The 18,207-nt window shown below is 47.2% G+C and carries 16 protein-coding genes; all 16 read left to right on the plus strand.

Annotated features, from left to right (window positions below; genetic code table 11):
• Window positions 1-183 precede the first annotated feature (183 nt).
• The 16 genes from ATG66_RS09660 (at window position 184) to ATG66_RS09735 (ending at window position 18,150) form a co-directional block, all read left to right on the plus strand.
• Window positions 184-1,317, plus strand: coding sequence for a flagellin (locus tag ATG66_RS09660; protein ID WP_098415093.1), 1,134 nt, complete (start codon window positions 184-186; stop codon window positions 1,315-1,317).
• A 276-nt stretch (window positions 1,318-1,593) separates the two neighbouring features.
• Window positions 1,594-2,727: a flagellin gene (locus ATG66_RS09665; RefSeq protein ID WP_098415094.1), complete on the plus strand. Its 1,134-nt coding sequence runs from the start codon at window positions 1,594-1,596 to the stop codon at window positions 2,725-2,727.
• Between the two features lie 93 nt (window positions 2,728-2,820).
• Window positions 2,821-3,255, plus strand: a complete 435-nt coding sequence (gene flaG, locus ATG66_RS09670; RefSeq protein WP_098415095.1) for a flagellar protein FlaG — start codon at window positions 2,821-2,823, stop codon at window positions 3,253-3,255.
• Window positions 3,256-3,275: 20 nt separating this feature from the next.
• Window positions 3,276-5,240: a flagellar filament capping protein FliD gene (gene fliD / locus ATG66_RS09675; RefSeq protein WP_098415096.1), complete on the plus strand. Its 1,965-nt coding sequence runs from the start codon at window positions 3,276-3,278 to the stop codon at window positions 5,238-5,240.
• Window positions 5,241-5,243: 3 nt separating this feature from the next.
• Window positions 5,244-5,549 (plus strand): flagellar protein FliT, encoded by a 306-nt coding sequence (locus ATG66_RS09680; RefSeq protein ID WP_098415097.1) that lies wholly within the window; start codon window positions 5,244-5,246, stop codon window positions 5,547-5,549.
• A gap of 12 nt (window positions 5,550-5,561) precedes the next feature.
• Window positions 5,562-5,972: a flagellar export chaperone FliS gene (gene fliS / locus ATG66_RS09685; RefSeq protein ID WP_098415098.1), complete on the plus strand. Its 411-nt coding sequence runs from the start codon at window positions 5,562-5,564 to the stop codon at window positions 5,970-5,972.
• Between the two features lie 289 nt (window positions 5,973-6,261).
• Entirely contained in the window at window positions 6,262-7,728 is a 1,467-nt protein-coding gene (locus ATG66_RS09690; RefSeq protein ID WP_098415099.1) for a sigma-54 dependent transcriptional regulator, read from the plus strand.
• Between the two features lie 188 nt (window positions 7,729-7,916).
• On the plus strand, window positions 7,917-8,948 hold the full coding sequence (locus tag ATG66_RS09695; RefSeq protein ID WP_098415100.1) for a sensor histidine kinase: 1,032 nt from the start codon (window positions 7,917-7,919) through the stop codon (window positions 8,946-8,948).
• Window positions 8,949-8,984: 36 nt separating this feature from the next.
• Window positions 8,985-10,394, plus strand: a complete 1,410-nt coding sequence (locus ATG66_RS09700) for a sigma-54-dependent transcriptional regulator (protein ID WP_098415101.1) — start codon at window positions 8,985-8,987, stop codon at window positions 10,392-10,394.
• A 177-nt stretch (window positions 10,395-10,571) separates the two neighbouring features.
• Window positions 10,572-10,883, plus strand: coding sequence for a flagellar hook-basal body complex protein FliE (gene fliE / locus ATG66_RS09705; protein ID WP_098415888.1), 312 nt, complete (start codon window positions 10,572-10,574; stop codon window positions 10,881-10,883).
• A gap of 14 nt (window positions 10,884-10,897) precedes the next feature.
• Window positions 10,898-12,640, plus strand: coding sequence for a flagellar basal-body MS-ring/collar protein FliF (gene fliF, locus ATG66_RS09710; RefSeq protein ID WP_098415102.1), 1,743 nt, complete (start codon window positions 10,898-10,900; stop codon window positions 12,638-12,640).
• Window positions 12,633-13,688, plus strand: coding sequence for a flagellar motor switch protein FliG (gene fliG / locus ATG66_RS09715; protein WP_098415103.1), 1,056 nt, complete (start codon window positions 12,633-12,635; stop codon window positions 13,686-13,688). The genes fliF and fliG overlap by 8 nt, the downstream gene beginning before the upstream one ends.
• A 67-nt stretch (window positions 13,689-13,755) precedes the next feature.
• On the plus strand, window positions 13,756-14,556 hold the full coding sequence (gene fliH, locus ATG66_RS09720; RefSeq protein ID WP_098415104.1) for a flagellar assembly protein FliH: 801 nt from the start codon (window positions 13,756-13,758) through the stop codon (window positions 14,554-14,556).
• Between the two features lie 3 nt (window positions 14,557-14,559).
• The gene (gene fliI, locus ATG66_RS09725; RefSeq protein WP_098415105.1) at window positions 14,560-15,879 is read left to right on the plus strand and encodes a flagellar protein export ATPase FliI; all 1,320 of its coding nucleotides are present in this window, start codon (window positions 14,560-14,562) and stop codon (window positions 15,877-15,879) included.
• 6 nt (window positions 15,880-15,885) lie between these two features.
• Window positions 15,886-16,329: a flagellar export protein FliJ gene (fliJ, locus tag ATG66_RS09730; protein ID WP_098415106.1), complete on the plus strand. Its 444-nt coding sequence runs from the start codon at window positions 15,886-15,888 to the stop codon at window positions 16,327-16,329.
• Between the two features lie 168 nt (window positions 16,330-16,497).
• The gene (locus tag ATG66_RS09735) at window positions 16,498-18,150 is read left to right on the plus strand and encodes a flagellar hook-length control protein FliK (RefSeq protein WP_098415107.1); all 1,653 of its coding nucleotides are present in this window, start codon (window positions 16,498-16,500) and stop codon (window positions 18,148-18,150) included.
• Window positions 18,151-18,207 lie beyond the last annotated feature (57 nt).

The following is an 18,207-nucleotide window of genomic DNA, read 5'->3' on the forward strand; positions in this document are numbered from 1 at the left end:
AATGAAAGTTTCTTGCTTTTTTCTCTGCATGGTCACGATAACCCCACCAAACGAATTGTTTACAGAAAAAAAGCTAAAGAAATCGGCTTGGGCGTCGTTAATAAAAGGTAACTTTGAGAGAACTACTTGGTTTTCCGAGACGTCGGAAACCGCATTACCGGAAAATCAATTGGAGAAATTATCATGGCAGTGAATGTAAACACAAACGTATCAGCAATGACCGCTCAGCGTTACCTCAACAACGCAAACTCAGCGCAACAAACGTCAATGGAACGTTTGTCTTCGGGTTCTAGAATCAACAGCGCAAAAGATGACGCTGCGGGCCTGCAAATCTCAAACCGTTTGAATGCACAAAGCCGTGGCCTGGATGTGGCTGTTCGTAACGCGAACGACGGTATCTCAATGGCACAAACGGCGGAAGGTGCCATGAACGAGACCACCAACATCCTGCAACGTATGCGTGACTTGTCTCTACAATCGGCAAATGGCTCTAACTCAAAATCAGATCGTGTGGCGATTCAAGAAGAAGTAACCGCACTGAACGATGAACTCAACCGTATTGCAGAAACCACATCGTTTGGTGGTAACAAGCTGTTAAATGGTACCTTTACAACCAAGTCGTTCCAGATTGGTGCCGACTCTGGTGAAGCCGTGACACTTACGTTGAATAACATGCGTTCAGACAACGTGAGTATGGGTGGCTCTAGCTATAAAGCGACAACGGCAAAAGATCCGGACTGGGGAGTATCAGGCACTGCAAATGATATCGCCATCGAACTGACTGACACGAACGGTGAAGCCCATACCATCAATATCGCGGCGAAAGAAGGCGATGACATTGAAGAATTGGCAACCTACATCAATGGTCAAACCGATTTGGTAAAAGCGTCAGTGGATGAAGAAGGCGCGCTGCAAATTTTTGCAGGTACGAATAAAGTGGATGGCGACGTCACATTCAGCGGTGGCCTTGCTGATGAGCTAAACATGGGCGCGGCCAAGGCGGTCACGGTTGATAATATCGACGTTACCTCTGTTGGTGGCGCACAAGAATCGGTAGCGGTGATTGATTCGGCGCTAAACAACGTTGACAGCCATCGTGCAGAATTGGGTGCCTTCCAAAACCGTTTCGACCATGCGATCAGCAACTTGGACAACATTAACGAAAACGTGAATGCGTCGAAGAGCCGTATCAAAGATACTGACTTTGCGAAAGAAACCACCGCAATGACCAAGTCACAAATTCTATCGCAAGCGTCAAGCTCTATTCTGGCGCAAGCGAAACAAGCGCCAAACTCAGCGCTAAGTCTGCTAGGTTAATTCCAAACCTAAAGCGAGCACTTGATTGGCTCGTGATGAGCAAGTAAACCCAGCTTCGGCTGGGTTTTTTTATGTTTAAACAGGTAAGCACTTTTACCTGCAACACCAGAGTTCCATCACACTTCAGTAAGTTAAAGAAAATAATCGCAAAAATTTTAAAATACTCCTCAAGAATATGCATAAGCCGTCGTTAAAGGGACTGAGAGAAATGAGATGTACCTAAGTGAGGTGAGAGACACGAGGGTACATTCACTTAAGCCTTAAAGGAGAACAATTATGGCGATTAACGTTAATACTAACGTTTCTGCGATGACGGCACAGCGTTACTTAAACCAAGCCGCTGACGGTCAACAAAAATCAATGGAGCGTTTGTCTTCGGGTTATAAAATCAATAGCGCGAAAGACGATGCTGCAGGTCTACAAATTTCAAACCGTTTGAACGCACAAAGCCGAGGATTAGACGTAGCGGTGAAAAACGCCAATGACGGCATTTCTATTGCACAGGTCGCTGAAGGTGCAATGAATGAGTCTAGCAACATTCTACAACGTATGCGTGACTTGTCTTTACAGTCTGCCAATGGTTCTAACTCAAAATCAGATCGTGTTGCGATTCAAGAAGAAGTCACCGCACTAAATGATGAGCTCAACCGTATCGCTGAAACAACGTCTTTCGGTGGTAATAAGCTGCTTAACGGTACCCACGGCACGCAATCTTTCCAAATCGGTGCCGATTCTGGTGAAGCTGTCACGCTAACGTTGAACGGTATGCGCTCAGACAACGCTGATATGGGCGGCTCTAGCTACAAAGCAGCGACGGCAAAGACCCCTGATTGGAGTGTGTCAGGTACTGCAAATGATATGACTATCGAGCTAACCGACACTGATGGTGAGGCTCGTACAATCAATATCGCGGCGAAAGAAGGCGATGACATCGAAGAACTGGCAACTTATATCAATGGTCAAACCGATTTGGTGAAAGCGTCTGTTGACGAAGAAGGTGCGCTACAAGTCTTTACAAGTTCGAACACCGTTGATGGCGCCGTCACATTCAGTGGTGGTCTTGCTGATGAGTTAGATATGGGCGTGGCAAAAGCAGTTACGGTAGATAGTGTTGATGTAACGTCAGTTGGTGGTGCACAAGAATCAGTTGCAATCATCGATTCAGCGATGAAATACGTCGACAGCCAACGTGCATCGTTAGGTGCATTCCAAAACCGTTTCGACCATGCAATCAGCAACTTAGATAACATTAATGAGAATGTTAATGCGTCGAAGAGTCGTATTAAAGATACGGATTATGCTAAAGAGACGACGGCGATGACTAAGTCGCAAATTCTTCAGCAAGCAAGTACTTCAATCTTGGCTCAAGCGAAGCAGGCTCCTTCTGCCGCGTTAAGCTTGCTGGGCTAATCGGTCGGCCCAGCTTCGGGTGATACACCCGAGAGGTTGGGTCACTAAAGCGATAGGTTTATCGTTAGCTTATAAGGCGGAGGGGAGAGCATAATGGATATTTCTTCCTACACATCGAACATCCAGTCTCACGGCGCGCCAAGTGGCACAAAGTTTGCAAATAAAAATGACAGTAATGTAGGCACGTTTAGCGCAGCAAGTTCAGTCGGTGAACTTTCGCCGAAAACAGCGAAAGACACCGTTCACGATTTATCTGTTCAAGCCGTCATCGAGATGGCAGAAAGCCGTCAGGAGCTGAACAGACAAGAGCGTGAAAAAGTGGTCGAACAAATGAATGATTTTGTGACGTCCATAAACAAAGGAGTCGCGTTTCGGGTGGATGAAGAATCCGGCCGGGATGTGGTGACGATTTACGAAGCCAAGACTGGTGACGTGATCCGTCAAATTCCTGATGAAGAAATGCTAGTGGTATTACGTCGCCTAGCTGAACACACAGCTAACAGCGGTTTGTTGACTGAAAAAGTGTAAGTCGTTTTTGAGGTGATGAGATGAGTTTAGGCCCTTTGGGGATGTCTGGCGGCATGGATATTAATTCCATGGTTAGCAAAGTTGTGGATGCCGAGCGTGTGCCAAAGCAGCAACGCATCAACAATGAACGCACGACAATTGACGCCAGTATCAGTGCCTATGGTCGGCTCAGAGAATCGTTAGATACGATGAAAAATCTCATGACGAATTTTCGTCAGGAGAAGGCCTTTGCTGTCCGTACGGTAGAGACCACTGATGAAAATATCGTATCCGCCACTGCAACCACAGATGCGATCGCCGGTAAGTATGCTATCGATGTGTTGCAGCTTGCCCAGAGCCATAAAGTGGCTTCTGACGTACTGCCAGAAGACGCGAAACTTGGCCCAGGTAAGCTGCATATTTCGCTTGGTGATGACACCTTCAATGTAAACGTTCGCTCGAGCTCCAAGCTGGTTGATGTTGTTCGCGGTATCAACGGAGCAAAAGAAAACCCTGGTGTTCGTGCCTCTCTCATTAACGACGTTGAGGGACCACGACTTATCCTTGCCTCTAACCTATCGGGTAAGGACCATCAAATTAAAGTCAGTGTGGATGCCGAAAAAGCCAACCCGCTGAAATACTTCGAATACCAAACACATGAAGACCGAATGAATGCGCTAGAAGATGCGCGTACAGCGGCGGAGGAAGTGTTAGGTCCCCTTAAAATGCCATCGCAGCCAGTAGAGCTGGATGCAAATGGTAACCCTCTCGTTTCTGAAGAACAAAAATCGGCCACGCCGATTTCTGCGGCAGGTGCTGCGGCTGCTAAAGCAGGACAAGCAGCCATTGATCAAGACAGCCAACGTGCAAGCTTACGTCCCGAAGAGCGCATTCCGGGTTGGACTGAAACCGCTTCAGGCACGTTGCTTGATTCTTATGAAGAACCAGAACTAGAGCTGGATGAAAAAGCCATAACCAAGGCACCGGATGTGCCTGGGTGGAATAATGCCACATCCGGCACACTGACCGATTCTTACGTTACAACTAAAGAAGCGAAGCAGCTGCTTGAGCAAGAAAAAGCTGAAATAGAGCTGAAGATTGCAGATGGAAAGCAAGAGCTCGATGCCAAAGTTAAACGGGGCGAACTGACTGAAGCGCAAGCGCAGCAAATCCATCGTGCGAGGCTCGATCCCGAAGAGCGTGAGCGCTTAGAAAAAATTGATGTCGCAGAAGCGAAAATCGCTCAAGCTCAATCCTCGTTTGAACAATACCTAGGCATGGCTGAAATACAGGCGGGGCAAGATGCAGAGGTATTACTTGACAGCGTAGCGAAACTTTCCAGCCACAATAACGTGATTGAAGATGCTATTGAGGGTGTTGATTTAACACTAAAAGGCAAGTCAGAGTTGAATAAGCCGCCTGCAGAAATTGGGGTTGAGTACGATCGTCAAAGTGTGCGTAGCGATATCGAAAGCTTTGTTTCGGCGTACAACGCCTTCTATCAAACTTCTCAGGCTTTAGCGAGCGTAGATCCGGTCACCGGTCAAAAAGGGCCATTATCGGGCGATAGTACGGTTCGTAGCGCGGACTCAAGATTGAAGTCCGTTTTTTCTACTGAGATAGATAACGCACCCGAAGATCTAAAATCGTTAACTGAATTTGGTATTACTACCACGCGTCAAGGTACATTGGAGATCAATTACGACATGCTTGACCGTCAGTTGAACACTAACTTCAATGAACTCGAAAGTTTCTTTGGTGGCAATACGGGATTTGCCAAACGAGTGGAAGACGCGATCCACGGCATTACAGGTGTCACTGGTAGCATCCGGACTCGAGAAAAAAGCCTCACTGAACAAAATTACCGTTTGAATGATGATCAAGCGGCATTAGATCGCCGCATGGAAAGTTTGGAAAAACGCACCCACAACAAGTTCGCCGCTATGCAAGATGCGACGGGCAAAATGCAAGGCCAGTTAGGCGCACTAATGAGCGCATTGGGTTAACAGATGCAAAATGAACTCATAGAAATTGGTGATATAGATCAACTGATTACGCAAGAGCTGGAAAAAGTCGATTTTAATACTGAAGAAATTCTGCGCTTGGTCGATACTAGGGAACGGTTATTGCAGAACCTGCTACCAATTATTGTTCAGAATCCCTTGGTTAAGCAGGATGCGGAGTGGCAAGACTTGCTCACTCGTACCCAAATAATTGTCGAACTGATGCAATCAGAAACGTCAAAGGTCGGAAAAGAACTGCATAAGTTTCGCTATGGCCAACGTTCGCTTCAGCAGTACAAAAAATTTATTTAAAAGAGGATTACTATGCGCGGTTCATTGCAAGCATACAAAAAAGTATCAGTTGATAGCCAGCTCAGTGCGGCTTCTCCGCACAAAGTCATTCAAATGCTGATGGCTGGCGCGATTGAGCGCCTGATCCAAGGCAAAGCCGCTATGCAAGCAGGCAATATTCCGGCAAAAGGTGAGCGTTTAGGTAAAGCGCTAGACATCATTATTGCGCTACGCAGTTGTTTATCGATGGATGACGGTGGTGATATTGCTTCAAACTTAGATTCTTTATATGAGTTTATGATCACAAAAATCTCTGCTGCTAACCATCAAAATGACCCACAGCCGCTCGATGATGTTATCGATATTATCCGCGAGATTAAGTCGGCTTGGGACCATATTCCACCAGAGTTTCATAATCTTACCGCAGCAGAAGTTGGTATTTAATAGCCAAAACAATGCGTTAGCAAATGCTTGAAATATAATTGTCAATTGCGCAATCCGTTGTGCACTAAAGTTACAAGCAAGCTCACACCTCTAATTATTGCTTGGTTGCCTTATTTTTATATTCAAATAAAATAGAAGCCATTAGTAGCCCTAATGGCTTTTTTGTTGCTGATTTTCCTATTCTGTCGATCGTAGATTGAGTGTGGTGGTTCCGCCGTCTTTAGCACCCAATTACGTAAATCAAGGTTTGGCCGCAACGCACCTAAAATAAAGGCAATCACTCTTATTTATGCAAGGTTTGGCAAAGCTGCTTGTTATTGATGATGACGCATCAGGTCGTTTACATTTAAGCAATATATTGGAATTTGTTGGAGAAAGTTGCGAAGTTGTCAGCTCTGAACAGCTAGGCGATGTTGATTGGTCTAGCGTATGGTCTTGTTGTATCGTTGGTAACATATCGGCTGGTCAGCGTGCGGCGACAGTGATGTCGCACCTCAAAAGTGCCTATCATATCCCACTTCTAGTCTTGGATAGCTTTCCTCTTTCGGTTGATGACTTGCCGAATTTTGTCGGTGAGCTAGAGCTTCCACTTAATTACCCACAGCTTAGTGAAGCATTACGTCACTGCAAAGATTTTCTTGGTCGCAAGGGCGTCAATGTGGTAGCGAGTGCGCGTAAAAATACGCTTTTTCGCAGCTTAGTGGGACAAAGCCGAAGCATTCAAGAAGTTCGTCATCTGATTGAGCAAGTTTCAGGAACGGACGCGAACGTTCTGATCTTGGGTGAGTCAGGCACAGGCAAAGAGGTGGTTGCTCGTAACATCCACTATCATTCCTCCTACCGTAATGGTGCATTTGTGCCAATTAACTGTGGTGCGATTCCTCCAGAGTTATTAGAAAGCGAACTATTTGGCCATGAAAAAGGCGCGTTTACAGGGGCGTTAACGGCGCGTAAGGGCCGATTCGAACTCGCTGATGGGGGGACGATCTTCCTCGATGAAATTGGCGATATGCCGATGTCGATGCAGGTAAAACTGTTACGTGTGCTGCAAGAGCGTTGTTTTGAGCGTGTTGGTGGTAACAGTACCATCAAAGTCAACGTTCGAGTGGTTGCGGCGACGCACCGGAATCTGGAAAACATGATTGAAGAAGGAACCTTCCGCGAGGACTTGTTCTATCGCCTCAATGTTTTTCCTATCGAGATGCCAGCACTTAAAGAGCGCAAACAAGATATTCCATTGTTACTGCAAGAATTGATGACGCGCCTAGAAGCGGAAGGTGGGCAGCCTATCTGCTTTACGCCGCGTGCGATCAACTCATTGATGGAGCACAATTGGGCAGGGAACGTACGCGAATTAGCAAACTTGGTAGAACGGATGGTGATTTTGTTCCCAAACAGCCTAGTGGATGTGAATCACCTACCGACCAAGTACCGTTACAGCGATATTCCAGAGTTCCAACCCGAAAGCAATCCATTTACTTCGGTTGAAGAGCAAGAGCGGGATGTGTTCCAAGACATTTTCTCAGAAGACTTTAGTTTTGATGAGCAAGACGAGCTCGACCACAATATCAATGCGCCACAAGCGCTGCCACCCGATGGTGTGAATCTGAAAGAATTGTTGGCGGATTTAGAAGTCAATATGATCAGTCAGGCGTTAGAAGCACAATCTGGGGTCGTGGCACGGGCGGCAGATATGCTCGGTATGCGACGTACGACGTTGGTGGAAAAAATGCGTAAGTACAACTTACAACGCTGAGTCTGATTCGTATTTTCAGTGCCACTGTGCGTCAATTTGTAACCTTTTCCGGCATAAAAGAACGATATTCTTGAGTGTCAACTTATTGTCGATTAGCTAACGTTATGATTAATATGGAAAAGAGCTTGGTACGTAAATTGCTTGTTAAGCTATTTTAGTTTTAGTGGCGATATTTCGACAGGCAGTGAATGGACAATAACACCAACCAATCCCATTTAGATTCAGTAGAAAACCAAGTCGAACGCTATAAGCAGGTACTCGATGTGATGCCTGCCGGAGTAATTTTGCTTGATACGTACGGTGTCGTGCGTGAAGCAAACCCTGAAGCACACCGGATTCTTGACATTCCGCTGGTCAACGAAAAGTGGTTCAACATCATTCAGGCTGTGTTTGATCCTCGCGAAGACGATGGTCACGAAGTTTCCTTGCGCAATGGCCGTAAGGTTCGTTTGGCGATTTCTGCCTCGACGACAGGGCAACTTATTTTAATTACTGACCTAACCGAAACTCGTTTATTACAAGCCCGAGTGAGTGATTTGCAGCGCATGTCATCGCTAGGACATATGGTGGCCTCACTGGCTCATCAAGTGAGAACGCCGTTGTCGAGTGCGATGCTGTACGCATCGAACTTAGGGGCGCCGAATTTGCCTACTGCCACCAGAGAGCGATTTCAAAGTAAATTAATGGATCGACTGCACGATTTGGAAAAGCAGGTGAATGATATGCTGCTGTTTGCTAAAGGTGGTGACAATAAAGTCATTAAGTCATTTACGATTGCTCAGCTGGTGGCGGAGTATCAACCCATGGTCGAAACCGCACTAAAAAACAACAGTATTGATTATTTTCTTGAAGTCGAAGAAGAGCAGACAGAGTTACTGGGAAATGCGAATGCTATTGCCTCTGCGCTTAGTAACCTAGTGATGAATGCGGTGCAAATGTCGGGTAAAGAATCACAAATTGATATCTTTTTCCGCCCGATTAACGGCGAGCTGCGCATCTCTGTGCAAGATAGCGGGCCGGGTGTTCCACAAGAACTACAAGCCAAAATTATGGAACCGTTTTTTACTACGCGATCCCAAGGTACTGGATTAGGACTGGCCGTAGTTCAAATGGTTTGCCGTGCCCATGACGGCCGATTAGAGCTTATTTCAGAACAGGGTGATGGAGCCTGCTTCACCATGTGTATTCCGTTAGAGCGAGTGCAAGCAGAAGTTCAATAAGCGGCTTATGCCGATAACAATTACTGGAGAATCAGAATGGCGCAAAGCAAAGTGCTGATCGTAGAAGATGACGAAGGTCTTCGTGAAGCCTTGGTGGATACTCTGGCTCTGGCAGGGTATGAATGGTTAGAAGCCGATTGTGCGGAAGGCGCGTTAGTCAAACTAAAGTCAAACGCTGTCGACATTGTCGTCTCTGACGTGCAAATGGCGGGAATGGGTGGTCTCGCCCTGCTGAAAAATATTAAACAGAACTGGCCAAATTTACCTGTGCTTCTGATGACGGCGTACGCCAACATCGAAGACGCCGTCTCGGCGATGAAAGACGGCGCAATAGACTACATGGCAAAGCCATTTGCACCTGAAGTGTTGCTCAACATGGTCAGCCGTTACGCGCCCGTAAAAAGTGACGATAATGGTGATGCGATTGTGGCTGATGAGAAAAGCCTACGCTTGTTGGCGCTGGCTGATAAAGTCGCACGCACTGATGCCAACGTCATGGTATTAGGGCCAAGTGGCTCAGGTAAAGAAGTGATGTCGCGTTACATCCATAACTCGTCCAGTCGTAAAGATGGCTCATTTGTCGCGATTAACTGTGCGGCGATCCCTGACAATATGCTGGAAGCGACCCTATTTGGTTATGAGAAAGGTGCCTTTACCGGTGCTGTTCAGGCGTGCCCAGGCAAATTCGAGCAAGCGCAAGGCGGCACCATTTTGCTCGATGAAATCAGTGAAATGGACTTAAGTCTACAAGCGAAACTGTTGCGTGTTTTACAAGAGCGCGAAGTTGAACGCCTAGGAAGTCGCAAAAGCATTAAATTAGACGTACGTGTTTTGGCAACCAGTAACCGCGATCTTAAACAGTATGTAGCCGAAGGGCATTTTCGGGAAGACTTATACTACCGACTGAATGTTTTCCCAATCACTTGGCCTGCCCTTTGTGAGCGTAAAGGCGATATTGAGCCGCTTGCGACGCACCTTGCTGGGCGTCATTGCAGTAAGATGGGCTTGCCAGTTCCTCAGTTCTCACCTTCTGCGGTAGAAAAACTGTTGCAATACCCGTGGCCGGGTAATGTACGCGAGCTTGATAACGTCGTTCAACGAGCGTTGATTTTAAGTGAAAACGGCGATATCGATGCAGAGCATATTTTGTTAGAAGGGGTGGATTGGCAAGATGCCAATAGCTTGCAACATATTGTGCAAAATACAGAGGCCGTCGTGCCGAATGTTAAGCCAGTAGCTGAACCAGACCATACCAATCGAGCGGTTTCCTCAGGTGAGGGTTTAGGCAGCGAATTACGCGATCAAGAATACGCCATCATTCTAGAAACTTTAGTTGAGTGTCATGGTCGCCGTAAAGACATGGCAGATAAATTGGGGATAAGCCCACGAACCTTGCGCTACAAAATTGCAAAAATGCGCGATGCTGGTATAGATATTCCGAGTTAGGATTTGTGGCTTCTATAATGTCAAGGTATTGAAGTGTATATCTTTAAGTCATTTAGGTATATGCATAGCCATACAATCAAAGTGTGGGTAGACTAGCAACAGTTTTCTTATGGCACACTAATTGCTGTGTCAATAATCAGTTTTATGAATAGTCAAACTTTTGGCTTCGAGGTGGTAATGAAAGTTGATGGTATGCAGGCAGAAATGCGCGCCATGATGGTAGAAGCGACTAACACTGCTCCTACCCCAAGTGGGGCGAAAGTTGGTGCCGATTTTGGTGATCTCCTAACAAAAGCCATCAATAACGTAAATACACTCCAAAAAGCATCGGGTGACTTACAAACCCGTTTTGATCGTGGTGATGCCGATGTTTCCCTTTCTGACGTTATGATTGCTCGTAACAAGTCCAGTGTCGCGTTTGATGCGACGGTTCAAATTCGCAATAAACTCGTTGAGGCCTACAAAAACCTCATGAATATGCCAGTGTAATTTAGGTAATAAGTGTGGCAGACAAGTCTACAGATTTAACCGTCACTGAAGGCGGCTCAGATGGTGCACTGGTAGCAAATTCCGATGTTGATATGGAAAGTCAAAATCCAGATCTAGAGGAGCGCAGTGCGTCGAAATTCGACATGGCGGTAGGCGATCTCGACTTACTTCGTCAGGTCGTGCTCGTACTGTCAATCTCCATCTGTGTTGCGTTGATTGTGATGCTGTTTTTTTGGGTAAAAGAACCAGAAATGCGCCCACTTGGGGCGTACGAGACGGAAGAATTGATCCCCGTCCTAGATTATCTGGATCAACAAAAAATCAACTATAAGATAGACGGTAATACCATTTCCGTTGAATCGAGCGAATACAACTCGATAAAACTTGGAATGGTGCGTTCGGGCGTGAATCAGGCCACAGAGGCCGGTGATGACATCCTACTGCAAGACATGGGGTTTGGTGTTTCACAGCGTCTTGAGTTAGAGCGCCTTAAGCTCAGTCGCGAGCGTCAACTTGCTCAAGCGATTGAGGAAATGAAGCAGGTTCGCAAGGCTCGAGTGTTGTTAGCACTGCCAAAACATAGTGTGTTTGTGCGTCATAACCAAGAGGCTTCTGCTTCCGTATTTCTAACCTTATCGACAGGGACGAATCTTAAACAACAAGAAGTTGATTCGATTGTCGATATGGTGGCGAGTGCGGTGCCCAGAATGAAAACTTCCCGTATCACGGTCACAGACCAACACGGACGTCTACTCAGTTCGGGTTCTCAAGACCCTGCGTCTGCCGCCCGTCGCAAAGAGCAAGAATTAGAGCGTAGTCAAGAGCAAGCACTCCGTGAAAAGATTGACTCGGTCTTGTTGCCAATTTTAGGTTATGGCAACTACACCGCGCAGGTGGACATCAAAATGGACTTCAGCGCTGTGGAGCAAACCCGCAAACGCTTCGATCCTAATACGCCAGCCACACGCAGTGAGTACGCATTAGAAGATTACAACAACGGTAACGTGGTAGCCGGCATTCCGGGAGCATTGAGTAATCAGCCGCCAGCGGATGCCTCTATTCCGCAAGACGTGGCTCAGATGAAGGATGGCTCGGTCATGGGGCAGGGCTCGGTACGTAAAGAGTCAACCCGAAACTTTGAGTTAGATACCACCATTAGACATGAGCGTAAGCAAACGGGCACGGTCGCGCGTCAAACCGTGTCGGTGGCCATCAAAGATCGTCGACAAGTCAATCCAGATACTGGTGAAGTGACTTACACACCGATGTCTGAATCAGAAATTAATGCAATTCGTCAAGTGCTTATAGGTAGTGTTGGATTTGATCAAGGCCGTGGTGACTTGCTAAATGTGTTGAGTGTGAAGTTTGCTGAGCCGCAAACAGAACAACTAGAAGATGCGCCAATTTGGGAGCACCCCAACTTTAGTGATTGGGTTCGTTGGTTTGCGAGTGCATTGGTTATCATCGTGGTGGTCTTGGTTCTGGTTCGCCCTGCAATGAAGAAATTGCTTAACCCAGCAAGCGACGATAAAGATGACATGTACGGGCCAGATGGTTTACCAATTGGCGCGGATGGTGAAACAAGCTTGATCAGTAGTGACATCGAAAACAGTGAACTGTTTGAATTTGGCTCAAGCATTGACCTGCCAAACCTGCACAAAGATGAAGACGTACTGAAAGCGGTGCGCGCGCTGGTTGCGAATGAACCCGAACTTGCCGCTCAAGTAGTAAAAAACTGGATGAATGACAATGGCTAACGATATCGCACCTCAAGATAACAACGTCGAGGGAATGCCAGTTGAATTGGATATCTCGACCATCACTGGCGAAGAAAAAGCGGCGATTTTGCTACTGAGTCTTAACGAGCAAGATGCTGCGGGGATCATTCGTCATCTCGAGCCTAAGCAAGTACAGCGCGTCGGTAGCGCGATGGCGAAAGCGAAAAACCTCAATCAAGACAAAGTATCGGCAGTGCACCGAGCATTTTTGGAAGACATCCAGAAATACACCAATATTGGTATGGGCAGCGAAGACTTCATGCGCAACGCACTGGTAGCAGCGCTGGGTGAAGATAAAGCGAACAACTTGGTTGACCAAATTTTATTGGGGACAGGGTCGAAAGGGTTAGATTCACTGAAATGGATGGATCCGCGCCAAGTCGCCAGCATCATCTTTAATGAGCACCCACAAATCCAAACCATCGTATTGTCATACTTGGAATCGGATCAGTCGGCGGAAATCCTTTCTCAGTTCCCAGAGCGGGTGCGTTTGGATTTGATGATGCGTATTGCCAACCTAGAAGAAGTTCAGCCATCGGCACTGGCCGAGTTGAACGAAATCATGGAGAAGCAGTTTGCCGGCCAAGCGGGGGCGCAAGCGGCCAAAATTGGCGGCTTAAAAGCAGCAGCCGAGATCATGAACTATCTAGACAACAACGTCGAAGGTTTGTTGATGGATCAGATCCGCGATCAAGACGAAGACATGGCAACGCAAATTCAAGACCTTATGTTTGTTTTCGAAAACTTGGCCGAAGTGGACGACCAAGGCATTCAGAAATTGCTGCGTGATGTGCCACAAGATGTTCTGCAAAAAGCGCTTAAAGGCGCCGACGATTCTCTACGTGAGAAAGTGTTTAAGAACATGTCGAAGCGTGCCGCGGATATGATGCGTGATGACATCGAAGCGATGCCGCCGGTCCGTGTTGCTGACGTAGAAGCCGCTCAAAAAGAAATTCTCGCGATAGCTCGCCGTATGGCCGATGCTGGTGAACTTATGTTGACCGGCGGTGCTGACGAGTTCCTATAATCTCTATTACCCTGCGATTTCTATCGCAGGGCTCCTTCACTTCCAATCGAATACACATAGGTAACCCATGGCTGGCGATAGAAAACGTGGATTTATCCGCCCTGATGAAGATGATGCGATGCTCGAGCCGCAACGTTGGGGGTTGCCGGATTACGGTGAGTCCAAAGCCAAACAAGTGAAGCAAACTGCGTTTAACTACGATCCCGGTTGGGTGCCGAACTTTGACGAGCCTGAAGAGGCGCAAGTTCTTGAGTTGACCGAGGAGCAGATCGAACAGATTAAGCAGGGCGCTTATCAAGAAGGTTTGTACCAAGGCCAAGAGGCGGGCTTCAAACAAGGTTACGACAAAGGTAAAGAGGAAGGTCTTCAAGCGGGGCACCTAGAAGGAGTGGAGCTTGGTAAAGCCGAAGGCGTGACAGCGGGTCAGGAATATATTCAGCAGCAAGTCGAAACCTTTATGAATCTAGCAAATCAGTTTACTCAGCCGCTGGAGTTAATGAATGCTCAGGTAGAGAAACAACTGGTGGATATGGTGCTTTGCTTGGTAAAAGAAGTAGTACACGTTGAAGTACAAACCAACCCTCAAATCCTCTTGGATACCGTTAAGCAGTCGGTTGAAGCTCTTCCTATCTCTGGTCACGCAATCACCCTTCATCTTCACCCAGAAGATGTGGCGATTATTCGCTCGTCTTATGGTGAAGAAGATTTGGATTGTCGCAATTGGACGTTAGTGGCGGAACCCTCCCTTAACCGGGGTGATGTACAGATCGAAGCGGGAGAATCGAGTATTAGTTACCGGATGGAAGAACGCATTAAGAGTGTTCTGCACAGCTTTTGTGGCACAAACCGTCATCAAGAGGGTGAGTAAGCCATGCAAGCGTTGGCCGACCGTTTAAAAAACTACAAAGTTGAAGGCTTAACCACACGCCCAGTCGCCTCTGGCAAACTGGTTCGCGTTATTGGTTTAACGTTAGAAGCCACAGGTTGCCGTGCACCAATCGGCAGCCTCTGTTTGGTTGAAACCATGTCTGGGCAGATGGAAGCGGAAGTCGTCGGTTTCTCAGGCGATAATCTGTTTTTGATGCCAAGCGAGCAAATCACGGGCATTTTACCTGGCGCTAAAGTGACACCAATAACGAATGATGCGGGTTTGCCTGTTGGTATGGAGTTGCTTGGCCGAGTGATTGACGGTGTAGGGAACCCCTTAGACGGACTTGGGCCTCTGTATACTGATCATCGTGCTTCATTTCATGCTGTGCCTATTAATCCACTGTCTCGCAAGCCTATTTCTGAACCCCTTGATGTCGGTTTGAAAGCGATCAACGGTTTATTGACGGTGGGTAAAGGCCAGCGCATCGGACTCTTTGCTGGTTCGGGCGTGGGTAAATCGGTCACGCTTGGCATGATGACCCGAGGCACTACGGCGCAAGTGGTGGTGGTTGGCCTTATCGGTGAACGTGGACGCGAAGTTAAAGAATTTATCGAAGAAATTTTAGGTGACGATGGCCGTCGTCGCTCTGTGGTCGTGGCGGCGCCAGCTGATGCTTCACCATTGATGCGGTTGAAAGGTTGTCAGACAGCCTTAACCATTGCCGAGTACTTCCGCGATCAAGGTTTGGACGTATTATTGCTGATGGATTCATTAACGCGCTTTGCGCAAGCGCAACGTGAAATCGCCTTGTCCGTCGGTGAGCCGCCCGCCACGAAAGGTTATCCGCCATCAGTCTTTGCAAAATTGCCAGCGTTGGTGGAGCGTGCAGGTAATGGAGATGGCGAGCAGGGGTCAATTACCGCATTCTTTACTGTATTAACCGAAGGTGATGATCTACAAGACCCTATCGCCGATGCCTCACGTGCGATTCTCGATGGTCATATTGTGTTGTCCCGTGAAATGGCAGACGCAGGCCACTACCCAGCCATCGACGTTGAGAAATCGGTTAGCCGTGTTATGCCGCAAATCACCACCGAAGAGCATGTATTGATGTCAAAAGCGGTGCGTCAGGTATTGTCGATTTGTCGTAAGAATCAGGATTTGGTCTCGATTGGCGCGTACAAGCCTGGTACTGATCCTGCGATTGATGGTGCCTTTACCCTGAAGCCGAAATTAGATGAATACCTCCAACAAAGCATGAAAGAGTCGGTGCCTTACGGTATGTGTGTCAATATGCTGAAAAGTATTTTAAGTGGGTAATAGCCTATGGAAAACGCGATGGATTTCTTGCTCAAGCAAGCGAAAGAGCAAGAAGATCAAGCGGTCTTGGCTCTTAATAAAGCGCGCAATGAGTTAGAAGACTACTACCTCCAAGTTGAGCAGATTGAAAAGTATCGTCTAGATTATTGTCAACAGCTGGTTGACCGTGGTCAAGCGGGTTTGACCGCCAGCCAATATGGCCACTTAAATCGATTTCTCACTCAGCTAGATGAGACCTTATCTAAGCAAAAGCAAGCGGAAAATCACTTCAAAGAACAAGTCGAAAACTGTCAAGAATACTGGTTAAAAGTGCGAAAAGAACGTAAATCCTATGAATGGATGATAGAAAAACGCATGAAAGATAAACAACAGGAAGAAGCTAGACGCGAACAAAAGCAGATGGATGAGTTCTCGACATTACTTTATAGCCGAAGAGCGAAGCCATTTTAAGGATAGAGAAATGCGAATCTGTTTACACTTTCGGAAGGATATTGTCGAAAGAAATTTACTTCTTGTTGGCGTGATTTGTGCATAAAACGATACAACTAACCTAATTTTGCCACTCATGCGCAATGACGGCAGTGAAATATTAATGCTGCGGATAATGAGAATTTCTATATGAATGTGAATTTGTCTAATGCTTCAGCGACAAATAAGACGTCAGCTTCGGACTCTACCGCGAAAGGAATTGCAGAAAACTCTGAAAAAAAAGGTTTTTTTGAAACCTTAGCCGACACTTTTACCGGTTCACAAACAACAAAAAAAACCGCGGCGCAATCAGCAGACATTGAAAGCGAAGCAAGCGCCACGGGCAGTAATTCGCCTACAAATAAAAGTGAGAGCCAAGAAACCGTCGCGGCTAGCGACAACGCTGACAACAATACAGCGGCCGATAACGCGGCGAACACCCAAGCAAGCCAACAACAAGGCGAATTACCGTCAGGGCAAGAAGAATACTTAGATATCCATGCGATCGATTCAGTAACGTCTGACCAAAACAGCTTGGCAAAGACTCATGATGTCACCAACGCGATGGGAGAAGGGCAGCAACTATTAGGCCGTCTTGAGCAAGCGAATCAAGCGTTGCAAGCAAATGCTGCTTCTGTCGAGAGCGGCAAAGAGGTGCCTCTACAAAAGAGCGAAGCATGGCAAAATATGACGGCGCAAGTGACGAATGCGGCTGCGCAGAACGTGGTAAATGATGGGAGCTCCGGTGTGCTGATGTCCGCGAAGTTAGTGGCTGATGCTGAGACCGTCCAACGCGTTTCACTGGACCAGCTGGAGCTCATTGATACCAAGCTTGCACAAGGAAAGTCGCTGACGGCGCAAGAAATCGATGTTATTGAGGGGCTGAAAACCGGCGCGATTGTCGCTGATATGCCCAATCAAGATTTTGCGCAGTTTGTTGCTCTGCCGAGTGAGCTAAAGCAAGCTCTTGCGGAGCAACAAGCGACGCAGCAGAGCCTCGCGCGTCAAGCTTCAGCCATGACCACGGCACAACAGGCAGCCACGCAAGAAATGAAGCACGCGGCGGCTCAATCCGCTCAAGCATTGGCGGCTCAGAATCTAGATAAAGCGGCGATGTCTTCCATGCCAGACGCCTTGGTTACGACCAATTTGTCTCCGGCGCTTCAAGGTGTGGCGAAGAGTGATGTGAGTCATCAAGCTATGAACGCGGCTTTGACAGCAAGTGCATTGCAAGCGACGGCCGATAAACAAGATAAACCGGACCTGCAACATGGTTTGGCTGGACAAATTCAAGCCGCGGCAGGGCAGCAGGGTGTCAGTACACCGCAACAAGCGCGAATTGATGCTGCTCAGCAAGCCCAGCTTCCGCTACAACTGACCAAAGAGTTAGCCAATGAGCAAGTGGCGGAAAAGGTACAAATGATGATGTCAAAGAACCTGAAAAACCTTGATATTCGTCTTGACCCTCCTGAGCTGGGCCGTATGCAAATTCGCATGACCATGAACAATGATATCGCCAATGTTCATTTCACTGTGAGTAATCCGCAAGCGCGTGACATTGTGGATCAGGCGCTTCCCCGTTTGAGAGAAATGTTGGCTCAGCAAGGCATGCAACTCGCTGATTCGTCGGTTCAGCAACAAAACAGTGGTCAACAACAAGATGGTTATGCCGCATCGGATCAAAGTGGGCAAGGCACTACTGGGAGAGGATTTTCTGGTCATTCAGAAGAAAACTTTGATACCGACGCCAATCTTGATTTGAATGTGGTTTCAAAGCGTGATGGAATTAGTTTCTACGCATAATGATGCCTTTCACACGCAATGATATCAGGTTACCAAGCAAGCTTCGTGCTCGAGCAA

Origin of the sequence: Vibrio sp. ES.051 (assembly GCF_002563795.1) — a bacterium.
Taxonomy (GTDB): domain Bacteria; phylum Pseudomonadota; class Gammaproteobacteria; order Enterobacterales; family Vibrionaceae; genus Vibrio.